At 71.5% G+C, this 15,228-nt stretch carries 14 protein-coding genes; 5 read left to right on the top strand and 9 right to left on the bottom strand.

Annotated elements, in window-relative coordinates; all coding sequences use genetic code 11:
• Nucleotides 1-6 precede the first annotated feature (6 nt).
• From ACFY30_RS29465 to ACFY30_RS29450, 4 genes are all read left to right on the top strand, one after another.
• Nucleotides 7-1,263, top strand: a complete 1,257-nt coding sequence (locus ACFY30_RS29465; RefSeq protein WP_390848188.1) for a citrate/2-methylcitrate synthase — start codon at nt 7-9, stop codon at nt 1,261-1,263.
• Nucleotides 1,264-1,407: 144 nt separating this feature from the next.
• The gene (locus ACFY30_RS29460; RefSeq protein WP_390848187.1) at nt 1,408-2,349 is read left to right on the top strand and encodes a sucrase ferredoxin; all 942 of its coding nucleotides are present in this window, start codon (nt 1,408-1,410) and stop codon (nt 2,347-2,349) included.
• A gap of 130 nt (nt 2,350-2,479) precedes the next feature.
• Complete coding sequence (locus ACFY30_RS29455; RefSeq protein ID WP_390848186.1) at nt 2,480-4,150, top strand: ATP-binding protein; 1,671 nt, start codon at nt 2,480-2,482, stop codon at nt 4,148-4,150.
• Complete coding sequence (locus tag ACFY30_RS29450) at nt 4,147-4,827, top strand: response regulator (RefSeq protein WP_390848185.1); 681 nt, start codon at nt 4,147-4,149, stop codon at nt 4,825-4,827. The genes ACFY30_RS29455 and ACFY30_RS29450 overlap by 4 nt, the downstream gene beginning before the upstream one ends.
• Nucleotides 4,828-4,848: 21 nt before the next feature.
• Here the strand turns inward: ACFY30_RS29450 and ACFY30_RS29445 are convergent, their stop codons facing one another.
• Genes ACFY30_RS29445 through ACFY30_RS29435 form a run of 3 tightly spaced genes read right to left on the bottom strand, consistent with a single transcriptional unit; the run spans nt 4,849 to nt 7,633 of the window.
• On the bottom strand, nt 4,849-5,904 hold the full coding sequence (locus ACFY30_RS29445) for an ABC transporter substrate-binding protein (RefSeq protein WP_390661884.1): 1,056 nt from the start codon (nt 5,902-5,904) through the stop codon (nt 4,849-4,851).
• Nucleotides 5,905-5,964: 60 nt separating this feature from the next.
• A complete protein-coding gene (locus ACFY30_RS29440) occupies nt 5,965-6,828 on the bottom strand; it encodes an ABC transporter permease (RefSeq protein ID WP_390848184.1) in 864 nt (287 codons plus the stop codon).
• Nucleotides 6,818-7,633: an ABC transporter ATP-binding protein gene (locus ACFY30_RS29435; RefSeq protein WP_390848183.1), complete on the bottom strand. Its 816-nt coding sequence runs from the start codon at nt 7,631-7,633 to the stop codon at nt 6,818-6,820. The genes ACFY30_RS29440 and ACFY30_RS29435 overlap by 11 nt, the downstream gene beginning before the upstream one ends.
• Nucleotides 7,634-7,794: 161 nt before the next feature.
• Here ACFY30_RS29435 and ACFY30_RS29430 point away from each other — a divergent pair, with 161 nt between their 5' ends.
• Nucleotides 7,795-8,487 (top strand): response regulator, encoded by a 693-nt coding sequence (locus tag ACFY30_RS29430; protein WP_390848182.1) that lies wholly within the window; start codon nt 7,795-7,797, stop codon nt 8,485-8,487.
• A 27-nt stretch (nt 8,488-8,514) separates the two neighbouring features.
• On the opposite strand, the gene ACFY30_RS29425 is transcribed toward ACFY30_RS29430, so the two are convergent.
• From ACFY30_RS29425 to ACFY30_RS29400, 6 genes are all read right to left on the bottom strand, one after another.
• Nucleotides 8,515-10,107, bottom strand: a complete 1,593-nt coding sequence (locus ACFY30_RS29425) for a cation acetate symporter (RefSeq protein ID WP_390848181.1) — start codon at nt 10,105-10,107, stop codon at nt 8,515-8,517.
• Complete coding sequence (locus ACFY30_RS29420; RefSeq protein WP_390848180.1) at nt 10,104-10,676, bottom strand: DUF485 domain-containing protein; 573 nt, start codon at nt 10,674-10,676, stop codon at nt 10,104-10,106. The genes ACFY30_RS29425 and ACFY30_RS29420 overlap by 4 nt, the downstream gene beginning before the upstream one ends.
• Nucleotides 10,677-10,755: 79 nt before the next feature.
• A complete protein-coding gene (locus tag ACFY30_RS29415) occupies nt 10,756-11,439 on the bottom strand; it encodes a response regulator (protein WP_390848179.1) in 684 nt (227 codons plus the stop codon).
• The gene (locus ACFY30_RS29410) at nt 11,436-12,587 is read right to left on the bottom strand and encodes a sensor histidine kinase (RefSeq protein ID WP_390848178.1); all 1,152 of its coding nucleotides are present in this window, start codon (nt 12,585-12,587) and stop codon (nt 11,436-11,438) included. Before ACFY30_RS29410 ends, ACFY30_RS29415 begins: the two co-directional genes overlap by 4 nt.
• Entirely contained in the window at nt 12,584-12,844 is a 261-nt protein-coding gene (locus tag ACFY30_RS29405) for a hypothetical protein (RefSeq protein ID WP_390848177.1), read from the bottom strand. Before ACFY30_RS29405 ends, ACFY30_RS29410 begins: the two co-directional genes overlap by 4 nt.
• Before the next feature lie 178 nt (nt 12,845-13,022).
• The gene (locus ACFY30_RS29400; RefSeq protein WP_390848176.1) at nt 13,023-15,146 is read right to left on the bottom strand and encodes a type IIA DNA topoisomerase subunit B; all 2,124 of its coding nucleotides are present in this window, start codon (nt 15,144-15,146) and stop codon (nt 13,023-13,025) included.
• Between the last annotated feature and the right edge of the window lie 82 nt (nt 15,147-15,228).

Here is a 15,228-nt window from a genome sequence, read left to right as displayed (position 1 = left end):
AGCCCCATGCGCGATCACGACCCCGCCTCCGGCCACGAGGACCCACGGCTGAGCACCAGGGAGGCCGCCGAACTGCTCGGCGTGAAACCCGAGACCGTCTACGCGTATGTGAGCCGCGGTCAGCTGAGCAGCAGGCGTACGCCCGGCGGCCGGGGCAGCACCTTCGACGCCAGGGAGGTCGAGGCGCTCGCACGGCGCAACAGGCGCGAGACCGGCGGGAGTCCGGGCCCGGGCGGAGAGCTGTCCGTGCGGACGCGGCTGACGTTCATCGACAAGAACCGGTACTACTTCCGGGGTGTCGACGCGACCGAACTGGCCGCCCGGCACTCGTACGAAGAGGTCGCCGAGTGGCTGTGGACCGGCCGGATGAGCCCGGGCACCACCTTCACCGCGCCGGCCTCCTCCGTCACGGCCGCCCGCCGCGCGGCCGACGCGCTGCCCGAACACAGCGGCCCCACCGACCGGTTGCGGGTCGCCGCCGTCGCCGCCGCGGTCGCCGACCCGCTGCGCTTCGACCTGACCGGGGAGGCCGTGCTCGGCACCGCGCGCATCCTGATCCCCACCCTCGTGTCCGCCCTGCCGCCCAAGCGGCGCGACCACCGCGACGAGGGGTCCCTGGCCCAGCGCCTGTGGGGCAGACTCAGCGGGCGCCCACCGGCCGAGGCGCACCTGCGGGTCCTGGACACGGCCCTCGCCCTGCTCGTCGACCACGACCTGGCCGCGTCGACGCTCGCCGTGCGCGTCGCGGCCTCGGCCCGCGCGCACACCTACGCGGCCGTCTCCGCCGGGCTCGGAGTCCTGGAGGGGCCTCTGCACGGTGCCGCGAGCGGGCTCGCGCACCGGCTGCTGCAGGAGGTCCTCGACCTGGGCGACGCGGCCCCCGTCATCGCCCAGGAACTGCGGGCCGGCCGCCGCATCCCGGGCCTCGGCCACCGGCTCTACCCCGGCGAGGACCCGCGCGCGCGTGCCCTGTTCGCCCTCCTGGAGGAGATCCCCGAGGCCGCTCCCGCCCTCGCCGCGGCCCGGGACATCGTCGCCACCACCGCCCGGCACACTCCGCTGCACGCCAACGTGGACCTCGCGCTCGGTGTCCTCACCGCCTCCTGCGGCATGGAGTCCTCGGCGGGCGAGACGATCTTCGCCGTGGCCCGGACCGCCGGGTGGATCGCCCATGCCCTGGAGGAGTACGGGGAGCGGCCGCTGCGGATGCGGCCCAGCGGGCACTACGTGGGTCCGAAGCCGCCCCAGCCCCTCCCCGGCTAGGACGCTCGGGCCTTGGACGGCGCCGGGGCACGCGCGCGTGCCCCGGACGGTGAACAGGAGTCACCGCCCCGGCCCGAGGAGTCCACAGCCACCCACAGGCGCCGAGGGAGGTGCGGCGCGTCAAGTCAGGTTAGGCTCACCTCTGTGAGTACGTGCGCGACCGACTCGCGGAACCTCGGCGAGCCCATGCCCGGAACCGCGGCCACCGCCTCGACCTGGCTCCTGCTGGAACAGGCCGGTCCGTGGGGTGCCAAGGCGCTCACCTCGAGCCACCTGGACCCCGCCCTGGGCCGGGACCTGGAGGCGGCCGCCCACGGCACGGGCGTGCGCGTCGCGCTCATCCGCCGCCCGGGCCGGCACGCCGACCCCGGCCTGCCGCCGCCCGTGCGGCAGGTGTACGCGGCCCACACCACGCCGGGGAACGCCTGGGTGCACACGACCACGACCACCGACCCCGGGCGGCTGCTGGACCTCGACTTCGCCGCGCTCGGCCGGGGCGACCACCGCACGTTCGACACCGCGCTGCGCGGCGGCCCGCACACCGGTGATCCCCTCGCCCTCGTCTGCACCAACGGCAAGCGCGACCGCTGCTGCGCCCTGCTGGGCCGCCCGCTCGCGGCCGAACTGGCCGCGTCGGGCGTCCGGGGCGTCTGGGAGGTCACTCATCTGGGCGGTCATCGCTTCTCCCCCACGGTCCTCGTCCTGCCGCACGGCTACGTGTACGGCCGCGCCGAGGCCCACTCCGTCATGGAGGTCCTGCACGGCGTCCAGGAGGGGCGGGTCGTCGTGGACCGGTGCCGAGGGCGTTCGGCCTGGGAGCGGCCCGCGCAGGCGGCGGAGCTGGCCGTGCGGCGGGCGGCCGGCGAGGACGGGGCGGACGCCCTCGACGTCGTCCTCACCACCGGCGGGGCACCGCGCTGGGAGGTGACCGTCGCACACACCGACGGACGCCACTGGCGGGTCGTCGTGGCGCAGGGCGCCTCCCAGCCGCCCCGGCCCGAGAGCTGCGGGGCGTCGGTCCTGGGGTCGCCCGCGCGGATGGACGTGGTGGCGGTGCACGAACTGGCGGTGGCGGTGGCCGGCTGAACCAGCCGCGTCGCCAGCCGGACACAGCCCCCGCGCGGACCCGGCCGAACCGTTTCCTCTTGAGTCGGTCAAGAGATCCACACCACAGACCCCTACGGCTGCACCGGCTCGCCCACGTACCGTCTTGGGTATGAGCCCCTCTCCCCCCGCCCGTCGCCTGCGTCTCGGCATGCCGCGGCGCATGTTCTCGCAGGTGCTGCTGATGCAGCTGGCGATCGCCGCGGGAGTCGTGGTGCTCGCCACCGGCCTGTTCCTCGCCCCGCTCAGCGACCAGCTGGACGACCAGGCGATGCGCCGCGCCCTCGCCATCGCGCAGACCACGGCGGCGGTGCCCCAGATCGCCGAGGACCTGCAGAGCACACCGCCCACCGTCGGCGGGCCGGTCCAGCGCGAGGCGGAACGGATCCGCAAGGCCAGCGGCGCCGAGTACGTCGTCGTCATGGACCTCCACGGCACCCGCTGGTCGCACACCGATCCCGACGAGGTCGGCGGCCATGTCTCCACGGACCCCAGTCAGGCGCTGGCCGGGAGGAACGTCATGGAGATCGACAGCGGCACCCTGGGCCGCTCCGCCCGCGGCAAGGTGCCCCTGCGGGACGGCGACGGCAAGATCATCGGGGCGGTCTCGGTCGGCATCGAGTACGACAGCGTGCGGGCCCGTCTGATCCACGCCATCCCGGGGCTTTTCGCCTACGCGGGCGGGGCGCTCGCCGTGGGCGCGCTCGCCGCCTGGCTGATCTCCCGGCGGGTCCAGCGGCAGACCCGCGACCTGGCCTTCTCCGACATCTCGGCGCTGCTCGCGGAGCGCGAGGCCATGCTGCACGGCATCCGCGAGGGCGTCGTCGCGCTGGACCGGGCCGGCCGGGTCCGGCTGCTCAACGACGAGGCCCAGCGGCTGCTCGGCATCGGCGAGGAGGCGGTGGGCCGCTCGCCCGACGACGCGCTCGGCGAGGGGCGCACGGCCGACGTGCTGGCCGGCCGGGTGACCGGCACCGACCTGATCGCCGTACGCGGACAGCGCGTCCTGGTCGTCAACCGCATGCCCACCGACGACGGCGGCGCGGTGGCCACCCTGCGCGACCGCACCGAGCTGGAACAGCTGGGCCGCGAGCTGGACTCCACCCACGGTCTGATCGACGCGCTGCGCGCCCAGGACCACGAGCACGCCAACCGAATGCACACGCTGCTCGGCCTGCTCGAACTGGAGATGTACGACGACGCCGTGGACTTCGTCGGCGAGGTGGTCGGCGATCACCGGGCCACCTCGGAACAGGTGACCGAGAGGATCGAGGACCCGCTGCTCGCCGCTCTGCTGGTCGGCAAGGCGACCGTCGCGGCCGAGCGCGGTGTCGCCCTGTGGGTCTCGGACGGCACCCGGCTCCCGGACCTGCTGGTGGACCCGCGCGGGCTGGTCACGGTGGTGGGCAACCTCGTGGACAACGCGCTCGACGCCGTCGCCGGCACCCCGCACGCGCGCGTGGAGGTCGAACTGCGCGCCGAGGGACGCACCGCCGTCCTGCGGGTCCGGGACACCGGACCGGGAATCCCGGCGGAGCAGCGTGAGTTGATCTTCACGGAGGGCTGGTCCACGAAGAAGCCGCCCGCGCACGGCAAGCGCGGCATCGGGCTGTCCCTGGTCCGCAGGCTCGCCGAGCGGCAGGGCGGCAGCGCTACGGTCGGCGAGTCGGCCGGCGGGGGCGCCGAGTTCACCGTCGTCCTGCCCGAGGCGCTGGCAGGGCCCGATCTGGAACCCGCCCTGGCCGCACCGGCGAAGGGCACGGCCGAGGAGGAGTCGCGATGATCGAGGTCCTGGTCGTGGACGACGACACCAGGGTCGCCCAGGTCAACGCCGCTTATGTCGAGAAGGTGCCCGGCTTCCACGTCGCCGGCGAGGCGCACAGCGCCGCCGAGGCGCTGCGCCTACTGGAGCGGCAGCCGCGTCTGGACCTGGTCCTGCTGGACCACTACCTGCCCGACGAGACCGGTCTGGAGGTCGTCCAGGAGATGCGCCGACGCGGTCACCAGACCGACGTGATCATGGTGACGGCGGCGCGGGACGTCTCGACGGTGCAGGCCGCGATGCGCCACGGCGCCCTTCAGTACCTGGTGAAACCGTTCAACTTCGCGGGTCTGCGCGCCAAGCTGGAGGCGTACGCCGAACTGCGCCGCACCCTCGACGGCGGCGGCGAGGCCGAACAGGCCGACGTCGACCGGATCTTCGGTGCGCTGTCCGCCCCGTCGGAGCCCGGGCTGCCCAAGGGGCACTCCCCCACCACCGCGGAACTGGTCCGCCAGGCCCTGATGAGCGCGGAGGGGCCCCTGTCGGCCCAGGAGATCGCCGACCGGACCGGGGTGAGCCGCCAGACCGCCCAGCGCTATCTGAAGCTCCTGGAACGGACGGGACGGGCCCGGCTGACCCTGAAGTACGGCGACGCGGGCCGCCCGGAACACCGTTACGTGTGGGCGACCCGCGCCTGAGGGCACGGCCCGGTGCGGCCGTCAGCCGGCCGCCTTCTCGACGAACTCCGTCGTGTAGGTCTTACTCAGGTCGACGTCGGCCTTCTGGATGTTGGGGTTGAACGCCTTGAGGACCTTCTCCACGGTCTCGGGGCCGTCCTCGGGCATCACGCCGTCCTTGGTGAACATGGGCAGGGTGCTCTTGATGGCCACCGCGTACAGCGTCTTGTTGCCCTGCGAGTAGTCGGCGGGCATCTTGTCGGCGATCTCAGCGGCGCTGTGGGTGGACATCCACTTGAGCGTCTTGACGAATGCATTGGCCAACTTCTGGACGGTGTCCTTGTGGCTGTTGACCCAGTCCGTCTGCATGTACAGGCTGGACGACGGGTACGGCCCGCCGAGCGCCTCCATCGAGCCCTGCGGGGTGCGCATGTCGAGCAGGACCTTCCCGGCCTTCTTGTCCAGGATCGTCGCGACGGTCGGGTCGGTCGTCATACCGGCGTCGATGGCGCCCTTCTGGAGCGCCGAGATGAACGTCGGCCCGGCACCCACCGCGACCGGGGTGAAGTCGCTGACCTTCACGCCGTTCTTGACGGCGAGGTACTTGGTGAGGAAGTCGGTCGAGGAACCAAGGCCGGTGACGCCGAGCTTCCTGCCCTTGAAGTCCTCGGGTGAGGTGATGTCGCCCTCGGCCTTGGTGGAGACGATCTCCACTTCGCCGGGCGCGTGCGAGAACTGCACGACGGATTCGACGGCCTTGCCCTTCACCTGCAGGTCGAGCGTGTGGTCGTAGAAGCCGACGGCGCCCTGGACCTGGCCGGAGACGAGCGCGGTCTCGGCCTGCACGCCGGCCGGCTCGCTCAGCAGCTCGACGTCGAGGCCCTCGGCGTCGAAGTAGCCGAGCCGCTGGGTGAGCATCGCGGGCAGGTAGATGACCTTGTCCAGGCCGCCGACCATGATCTTGACCTTCGTCCCCTTGCCGTCCCCGCCGGAGCCGGTGGACGCGGTGCTCGCCGCGTCGTTGGCGCATGCGGTGAGCGAGGAGAGGGCGAGCAGGCCGGCGGCGGCCAGGGCGGTGTGTCTGGCGGAGAAGCGCATGGCGGGTTCACGTCCTTGTGAGAGGGGTGGTGCGGAGGGAGGGGAATCGTGCGACGAGGGTCAGCTGTCGGAGCCCGAGGGCTTCCAGCGGAAGATGCGGCGCTCGGCGAAGGTGAGCAGTCCCTCGGCCACGAGTGCGACGACGGCGAGGATGACCATCGCGGCATACACACCGGCCGTGTTGAACGTGCCCTGCGACTGTGCGATGAGCAGGCCGACGCCCTTGGTCGCGCCGATGTACTCGCCGACGATGGCGCCGATGAGGGCGAAGCCGAAGCTGACGTGCAGGCTGGTGAAGATCCACGAGGTGGCGGACGGGATGACGACCTGAAGCGTCACCCTGCGGTCGCTCGCGCCGAGGATGCGGGCGTTGGCGACGAGATTGCGGTCGACCTCGCGGGCACCCTGGAAGGCGTTGAAGAACACCGGGAAGAACACCAGCACGACCGCCGACGCGACCTTGGAGGCGGGGCCGAGGCCGAACCAGATCACGAAGATCGGCGCGAGGACGATCCTGGGTATCGAGTTGAGGACCTTGATGTAGGGACCAAGGACATCGGCGAGGAAGGTGATCCGCCCGAGCAGGATACCGAACACGACACCCGCGACCACGCCGAAGACCCAGCCGAGCAGCGCCTCGTAGAGCGTGTACCAGATCTGCTCGCCCAGGGACCCGATGGCGGTCCCGTGGGTCACCCAGGTGTAGATCTGATCCCAGACCTTCGAGGGCATCGAGAAGTTGAACGGGTCGATGACCTTGGCGCGGGCAAGCGCCTCCCACAGGGAGAGCACGGCCACCAGGAGTACGACCCGGGACGTCCCTACGACGATCTTGCGTCTGCGGGCGGCACGCGCGCGTGAGTGCGCGCGGTCCGGCGCCTTGACCGTGTCGACGACGGGTGTGCTGAGGACGTCAGGCGACATGGGCGGCACCTCTTTCGCGGGTGATGCGGACCTCTTCGCCGAGGGACTCCCAGATCTCGCGGTAGATCTCGATGAACCGCGGCTCCAGGCGCACCGACTCGACCTTGCGCGGCCGCGGCAGGTCGATGTCGAAGACGTGCTTCACGGTGGCCGGTCCGGCGGTCATGACCACGACCTTGTCGGCCAGCGCGATGGACTCCTCCAGGTCGTGGGTCACGAAGACGACCGAGGCCCCCGTGCCCTCCCACAGCTCCAGGAGCTCGTCCGACATCAGGGCCCGCGTCTGGACGTCGAGCGCCGAGAACGGCTCGTCCATGAGCAGGATCTCGGGATCGTTGACGAAGGTGGCGGCGAGGGCGACGCGCTTGCGCTGGCCGCCGGAGAGCTGATGGGGATAGCGGTCCTCGAAGGCGGCGAGCCCGACCCGGGCCAGCCACTCGCGCGCCTTCCGCTTCGCCTCCGCCTTGGGTACGCCGCGGAAGCGGGGGCCCGCCATCACGTTGGACAGCACCGTACGCCACGGGAACGTCGCGTCCTGCTGGAAGACGAAGCCGACCTTGTCGCCGACGCCGCGCACCGGCTCCCCCGCGACCAGCACGTCGCCCTGCGTCGGCTCCTCGAGGCCGCTGACCAGGGTCAGGGTGGTCGACTTGCCGCAGCCGGTCGGCCCGACGACGGCCACGAACTCGCCGCGCCCGATGGTGAGGTCGAGGTCCCGGACGGCCGTGTGCAGACCCCCCGAGGGGGTCCTGAAGACCTTGCTCGCGCCCCGCAGCTCGATGGCGGGGCTGGTGTGTGCGCTCATGGCCGGGGACGGTAGATGTGAGCCGGGATACGGCATCAGCCTTGTGAGCGCATGCGCTTCTTTTGCTTGCAAGAGGCTGTTGTGCTCGTTTTGCGCGCGCTACAACAGCGGAGCCGAAACATGGGCTTAACGCCCACCAGGCCTTGAGGGAAAGAGGCCCGATGATTGACGTCCTGGTCGTGGACGACGACTTCCGCGTCGCTGAGATCAACGCCAAGTACGTGGGGAAGGTTCCCGGTTTCCGGGTGGCCGCCCGCGCGCACAGCGCCGCCCAGGCGCTGGCCACCGTGCAGCGCGGAACCATCGACCTGGTTCTGCTCGACCACTACCTCCCCGACGGAACGGGTCTGGACCTCGTCCACCGCATGCGGGAGCAGGGCCACGGCACCGACGTCATCATGATCACGGCGGCCGGTGACGTCAGCACCGTCCAGACCGCCATGCGCCTGGGCGCGCTGCACTACCTGGTGAAACCGTTCACCTTCGCCGCGCTGCGCACCCGCCTCGACTCCTATGCCGCCCTGCGCCGCACGGTGGACCGAGTCGGCGGCCGGGGCGTCGCCGGCCAGGAGCAGGTCGACCGGATCTTCGGCGCCCTGCGCACCGCCCCGGTGCCGTCCTCCCCCGGTCTGCCGACCGGCCACTCGGAGCCGACCACGGATCTGATCTGCGCCGTCCTGCACCGCGCGGACCACCCGCTCTCCGCCCACGAGGTGGCCGCCGAGACCGGTCTGAGCCGTTCCACCGCCCAGCGCTACCTCAGGCACCTGGAACAGGCCGGCCGGCTGCGCCTCTCCCTCAAGTACGGCGACACCGGCCGCCCGGAACACCGCTACGCCTGGGTGGCGCCGTAGCTCCACGGGCGCCCGGCGCGGTACGCGTCAGACGGCCCCCGCACCGGTCAGCGACCGTACCTCGGCCTCCGCGTGCTTGGCCTCGTCCGCGATCTCGGACGAGGTGACCGTGCCGAGCCAGCCCGCCAGGAATCCCAGCGGGATCGAGACCAGACCGGGGTTCTGCAGCGGGAAGTACTGGAAGTCCACGCCCGGGAAGAGCGACTCGGGACTGCCCGACACCACCGGTGACAGCACCACGAGGACCAGGGCCGGCACCAGGCCGCCGTACACCGCCCACACCGCGCCCCGGGTGGTGAAGCCGCGCCAGAACAGCGAGTACAGCAGCACCGGCAGGTTCGCGGACGCCGCGACCGCGAACGCGAGCCCCACCAGAAAGGCGACGTTGAGATCGCGGGCCAGCAGTCCGAGGCCGATCGCGACCACGCCGATGCCGACGGCGGCGATCCGCGCCACCGCGACCTCGCTGCGGGGTTTCGCCTGCCGTCGGCGCAACGAGGCGTACAGGTCGTGCGCCACCGACGCCGAGGAGGCGAGCGTGATCCCGGCGACGACCGCGAGAATCGTCGCGAACGCGATCGCCGCCACCAACGCGAACAGAACCGTGCCGCCGGTGGAGTCGGCCCCGCCGCCCAGATCGAGCGCCAGGAGCGGAACGGCGGTGTTCCCGGCCGCGTTCGATGCGCGCATGGTCTCCGGGCCGACGATCGCGGCCGCCCCGAAGCCGAGCACGATCGTCATCAGGTAGAAGCCGCCGATGAGCCCGATCGACCAGACGACGGACCGCCGAGCGGCCCGTGCGGTGGGGACGGTGTAGAAGCGCGACAGGATGTGTGGCAGCCCGGCCGTGCCCAGCACCAGCGCCAGCCCGAGGCTCATGAAGTCGAAGCGGGCGGTCCAGTCGCCGCCGTACTTCAGCCCGGGCGCCAGGAACGCGGCCCCGTGTCCGCTGCGCTCGGCCGCCGTCAGCAGCAGCCGGTCGACGTCACCGTGGAAACGCACCAGGACGAGCACCGTGAGCGCGATCGTGCCGCAGAGCAGCAGGACCGCCTTGACGATCTGGATCCAGGTGGTGGCCCGCATCCCTCCCAGCGACACATAGATCACCATCAGCGCGCCGACCCCGATGACGGCCCACGCCTGGGCCGCCTCGCCGGTGTTCCCGAGCAGCAGCGCGACCAGGCTGCCCGCACCCACCATCTGCGCCACCAGATAGAGAACGGACACGGTGACCGAGGAGGTTCCCGCCGCGATCCGCACCGGCCGCTCGCTCATCCGCGCCGCGACGACGTCGGCGAGCGTGAACCGTCCGCAGTTGCGCACCAGTTCGGCGACGAGGAACAGCACCACCAGCCAGGCCACGAGGAAGCCGACCACGTACAGCAGGCCGTCGTAGCCGAAGAGCGCGATGAGCCCCGCGACACCGAGGAAGGAGGCGGCGGACATGTAGTCGCCCGCGATCGCGAAACCGTTCTCCATCGGGGAGAACAGCCGCCCGCCGACGTAGAACTCGTCCTCCGAGCCCTGCCGGTTGCGGCTCACCCAGGTGGTGATGCCCAACGTGACCGCGACGAACGCGCTGAACAGCAGCAGCGCCAGAGCCTGGTGGTGACCGATCACAAGGCACCACCCCTTGTCCCCCGCGTCAGCTCCTGGGTGTCCCAGCGCAGTTCGAGCGCCGCACGGTCCCGGCGCAGCCGCGCGTGCCGCGCGTAGGCCCAGGTGAGCAGAAACGTGCTGAGGAACTGGCCGAGCCCCGCGAGCAACGCCACGTTCACCGCGCCCGCCACCGGCCGCGCCATGAATCCGGGAGCGGCCGTCGCGGTCACGACGTAGCCCACGTACCAGAGGAAGAACCCCGCCGTCGCCGGCCCCACGAACCGCCGGTACCGGCTGCGCACTTCCTGGAAGGCCGCGCTGCGCTGCACCTCGAGGTAGACCTGGGCCGCCGCCACGGCCCGGTCGTCCCCTCCGTGGCGGGCCGCGGGCACCCCGGCGAACGGCGATGCGCCCACCGGGCCCCTAGTGCCCGGCTCCCCCCAGCCCGACGCGAGCGTGTCGTACCAGGGGTCCTCGTAACGCGCCTCACCCGGCGCTTCGGCGAACTCCGGGCCCTGGCCCGGGTGGTGTTCGCCCGATCTCTCAAGGCCGTCTCCGCGGCCGCGGACACAACCGTTGCTTGACTGCATGCCCAAGGATGGACAGAACGGGAAGATCCCCGACTCTTCTTCCCGCCTACTTCACCCCATCAGGTGACGAAATGGCCATTCATCCCGTCGGCGGCCGTACCAGCCCCTTTCCGTACGCGTAACGCACTGCCTGCGCACGGTCCTTGAGCCCTGTCTTGGTGAACATGTTGTTGATGTGGGTCTTCACCGTCGCCGTGGAGACCTGGAGCCTGCGGGCGATCTCCTGGTTGCTGAGGCCTTCGGCGATCAGCGTCAGCACCTCCGTCTCCCGGGTGGTGAGCCCGTCGGGTGGAGCGGCGGGCACGGCCGGTTCCGGCTCGGGTGCCGACAGGCGCTCCAGCAGCCGTCGCTGGACGCTCGGCGACAGTCCCGCGTCCCCGGACAGGACGCTCCGCACGGCCCGCACGATCTCGTCGCCGCCGGCGTCCTTGGTGAGGTATCCCCGCGCCCCCGCCCGCAGTGCCGGGAACAGGGACTCGTCGTCCACGAACGTCGTGAGCACCACGACCTGCGTCCCGGGATGCTCGCCACGGATCCGCCGCGTCGCCTCCACGCCGTCGCAGCGGGGCATGCGCAGGTCCATCAGCACCACGTCCGGGGCGAGTTCGGCGACGAGCCGCACCGCCTCGTCGCCGTCTCGCGCGGCCCCGACGACCTCCACTCCCGGCAGCAGCCCGAGCAGCATCACGATGCCCTCCCGGACCACGGTCTGGTCGTCCGCGACGACCACCCTGGCCGGTTTCCGCTCCGCCTCCTCGGTCATACCGGCACCCTCAGCGTCACCGCGAACCCTTCCTCGTCCGGCCCGGCGTCCAGCGATCCGCCCAGCAGCTCGGCGCGCTCCCGCATTCCGAGCAGACCGTACCCGCCGCCGGTCGCGGCCAGTTCACCCGGCGAACCGCCCGAGTCGCGTATGTCCAGGGTCACTTCATGCGGGCCGTAGTCCAGCCGTACGCGGACCTTCGCACCCGGCGCGTGCTTCCGGGCGTTCGTCAGAGCCTCCTGGGCGACTCTGCGCACGGCCTGCGACGCTTCGGCCGGTAGTGCTCTGCGTTCACCTCCCACGGTGACCTCGGCACCGTGGGCCGCCCGCGCGAGGCCGGTCAGGAAGTCCTCGAGCGGCGTCAGGTCGCCGCGCAGCGCGGACAGCGCCTGCCGGGTCTCGTCGAGGCCGTCGCGGGCCATACCCCGGGCCGCCACCACCCGCTCGAGGATCTGCTCGCGGCCCACGCCTCGCTCGATGAGGAGCCGGGCGGCCTCCAGGTGCACGAGCTGCGCCGAGAGGCTGTGGGCCAGTACGTCATGGATCTCCCGGGCGATGCGGGCCCGCTCGGCGAGCGCGGCCGACTCGGCCTCCGCGGCCCGCGCCGCACGCTCCTGTGCGAGCAGCCGCTCGGCGTTGCCCCGCGCCTCGGCGTCCAGGCGCAGCGTGTATCCGGCGAGGGTCATTCCCCCGATGGTGGCGGCCGTGCTCACCCACCCGCCGCCGTCGACCTGGGCAAAGGCGGCGAGTCCCACGGAGGCCACCGGCAGTGCGGCCGCCACCGGCAGTCGCTCCAGCGCCGCGATGGCACAGCCGCACCAGAGCACGACGGCCGGAACGCCGAAGCCGGCGGCCCGGGCCCCGGCGGCGAGCGCCAGCAGCAGCGCGACGAGTGCCAGAGAGGGCCACAGGCGGTGCTCGAGCGTCGTCTGGAAGAAACCCCAGGCCAAAGCGCCGGCCACAAGGATCCCGCCGATTCCGGCGACGACCGCCCACCCGTGGACACGGCCGTCCTGGAAGGCGCTCCACAACAGCCCGCCGAACACGAGCAACCGAATACCCCAGGCCAGCAGACGTCTGGGCCGGGAGGTCTCCTCGAGCCCCAGCGCCTCACGGGAGGGCCAGCGTGTCCAGGCGCTCTCCCTCACAGGCGCTCCTTCCACGCGGGCCGGGCCACCCTCTCACCGTACGCGGGGCCGCGCACGGGGCTCGCGCCCGGACTCCGCACCGACGCGGTGTGGTGGCGGGCATCGAGCAGGCCGGGCTCACGCAGCGCCATGACGGCCAGGACCTCCGGCAGGACCCACCACCGCCGGTCCGCGTCGACAGGGCTCGCGCGAAACTGCCGCCCGATCACCAGCACGACCACGGCCACGATCACCAGCGCGTTGATCAGCCCGGACATCACGGCCTCCGTGAGCGAGAAGGGGAGGCCGGCAGCGAGTGCTGCCGACGCCTTCGACGCTACGGATTCATACAGGTCAGCGGATCGGAGCCCAGGTGGATCACGGGTGGATCGCGTGTGCCGGCGACTCCACCCACGGGTGGAGTCGCCGGGCACAGGGCCGGGCCGGGCGCGGCCGCTACGCGTCGATGCGGGACCGGTCCAGGGTCGCCGCCGAGCTGGAGATGAACTCCTTGCGCGGCGCCACGTCGTTGCCCATGAGCAGATCGAACACCTGCTCCGCCGCCTCCAGGTCGGAGAGGTTGATACGGCGCAGGGTGCGGTGGCGCGGGTCCATGGTCGTCTCGGCCAGCTGGTCGGCGTCCATCTCGCCGAGACCCTTGTAGCGCTGGATGGAGTCCTTGTACCGGACGCCCTTGCTCTGGAACTCCATGAGCTTGTCGCGCAGCTCACGGTCCGAGTAGGTGTACACGTACTTGTCCTGGCCCCGCTTGGGCTGGACGAGTTCGATGCGGTGCAGCGGCGGCACCGCGGCGAACACCCGGCCGGCCTCGACCATGGGCCGCATGTAGCGGTGGAAGAGCGTCAGCAGCAGCGTGCGGATGTGGGAGCCGTCCACATCGGCGTCGGTCATCATGATGATCTTGCCGTAGCGGGCCGCGTCGATGTCGAAGGTCCGCCCCGAGCCCGCTCCTATGACCTGGATGATCGCGCCGCACTCGGCGTTCTTGAGCATGTCGGTCACGGACGACTTCTGAACGTTGAGGATCTTGCCCCGGATCGGCAGAAGCGCCTGGAACTCGGAGTTGCGGGCCAGCTTCGCGGTGCCGAGCGCGGAGTCGCCCTCGACGATGAACAGCTCGCTGCGGTCGACGTCGTCACTGCGGCAGTCGGCGAGCTTCGCGGGCAGCGAGGAGGACTCCAGGGCCGTCTTCCGGCGCTGGGCGTCCTTGTGCTGACGGGCCGCGATGCGCGTACGGGCGGCGGCCACCGCCTTCTCCATGACCACGCGGGCCTGGGCCGCGGCGTCGCGCTTGGTGGAGGTCAGGAACGCCTTGAGTTCCTTGGAGATCACGGTGCTCACGATGCGCCGGGCGGCCGAGGTGCCGAGGACCTCCTTGGTCTGGCCCTCGAACTGGGGCTCGGCGAGGCGGACGGTGACGACGGCGGTAAGGCCCTCCAGGGCGTCGTCCTTGACGATGTCGTCCTCGGCGACGCGCAGCAGCTTCTTGGCGCGCAGCACCTCGTTCATCGTGCTGGCCACGGCCTGTTCGAAGCCCGCCACATGAGTGCCGCCCTTGGGGGTGGCGATGATGTTCACGAAGGACTTCACGGCGGTGTCGTATCCGGTGCCCCAGCGCATCGCGACGTCGACGTCCAGCTCGCGGGTGACCTGGGTGGGCGTCATCTGCCCGTGCTCGTCCAGGACCGGGACGGTCTCCCTGAACGTGCCCTGCCCGGTGAAGCGCAGGACGTCGCACACCGCCTTGTCGGTGGCCAGGTACTCGCAGAACTCGCTGATACCGCCGTCGAAGCGGAAGGACTCCTCGCCCTTGCTGCCGCCCTCGCCCAGGCCGTACTCGTCGCGGACGACGATGGTCAGGCCCGGCACCAGGAACGCGGTCTGGCGGGCGCGCTGATGGAGGTTCTCGAGGGAGAGCTTGGCGTCCTTGAGGAAGATCTGGCGGTCGGCCCAGTACCGCACACGTGTGCCGGTGCGGGTCCTGGCGATCTTCTTGGCCTTGCGCAGGCCGCCCTTGGCCTCGAACTTTGCGTCGGGGCCGTCCGCGGCGAAGGCGCCCGGCACACCGCGCCGGAAGCTGATCGCGTGCGTGTGGCCGCCACGGTCCACCTCGACGTCGAGGCGGGCCGAGAGGGCGTTGACGACGGAGGCACCGACGCCGTGCAGACCACCGGAGGCGGCGTAGGAACCGCCGCCGAACTTGCCGCCGGCGTGCAGCTTGGTCATGACGACCTCGACGCCGGAGAGGCCGGTCTTGGGCTCGACGTCGACGGGGATGCCCCGGCCGTTGTCGCGCACCTCGACCGAGGCGTCGTCGTGGAGGATCACCTCGATGTGGTCGCAGTAGCCTCCTAGGGCTTCGTCGACGGAATTGTCGATGATCTCCCACAGGCAGTGCATCAGGCCCCGACTGTCGGTCGAGCCGATGTACATACCCGGGCGCTTCCGCACGGCCTCGAGGCCCTCGAGGACGAGCAGGTGCCGCGCGGTGTAGTTGGAACCGTCCCGGTCTGCTCCTGCCAGCAGCGCTGTGGACGGCACGGACGTCTCGGCGGTCACGCGGTTCGCTCCTCGCTGAATTTCAGGTGGGGCCCTTCTGGGTAAGGGCGCGGCTTCATTCGCCGCCAAGAGGGTACCGAGG

Origin of the sequence: Streptomyces sp. NPDC000345 (assembly GCF_042898825.1) — a bacterium.
In the GTDB taxonomy this organism is placed as follows: Bacteria; Actinomycetota; Actinomycetes; order Streptomycetales; family Streptomycetaceae; genus Streptomyces.
Note: the sequence above shows the minus strand (reverse complement) of the source record. Positions and strands in the feature narration are given on the sequence as shown.

Coding starts and splice junctions, on each gene's coding strand:
- ACFY30_RS29465 (WP_390848188.1), top strand. CDS start 7: ATGCGCGATCACGACCCCGCCTCCGGCCACGAGGACCCACGGCTGAGC.
- ACFY30_RS29455 (WP_390848186.1), top strand. CDS start 2,480: ATGAGCCCCTCTCCCCCCGCCCGTCGCCTGCGTCTCGGCATGCCGCGG.
- ACFY30_RS29450 (WP_390848185.1), top strand. CDS start 4,147: ATGATCGAGGTCCTGGTCGTGGACGACGACACCAGGGTCGCCCAGGTC.
- ACFY30_RS29445 (WP_390661884.1), bottom strand. CDS start 5,904: ATGCGCTTCTCCGCCAGACACACCGCCCTGGCCGCCGCCGGCCTGCTC.
- ACFY30_RS29440 (WP_390848184.1), bottom strand. CDS start 6,828: ATGTCGCCTGACGTCCTCAGCACACCCGTCGTCGACACGGTCAAGGCG.
- ACFY30_RS29435 (WP_390848183.1), bottom strand. CDS start 7,633: ATGAGCGCACACACCAGCCCCGCCATCGAGCTGCGGGGCGCGAGCAAG.
- ACFY30_RS29430 (WP_390848182.1), top strand. CDS start 7,795: ATGATTGACGTCCTGGTCGTGGACGACGACTTCCGCGTCGCTGAGATC.
- ACFY30_RS29420 (WP_390848180.1), bottom strand. CDS start 10,676: ATGCAGTCAAGCAACGGTTGTGTCCGCGGCCGCGGAGACGGCCTTGAG.
- ACFY30_RS29415 (WP_390848179.1), bottom strand. CDS start 11,439: ATGACCGAGGAGGCGGAGCGGAAACCGGCCAGGGTGGTCGTCGCGGAC.
- ACFY30_RS29405 (WP_390848177.1), bottom strand. CDS start 12,844: ATGTCCGGGCTGATCAACGCGCTGGTGATCGTGGCCGTGGTCGTGCTG.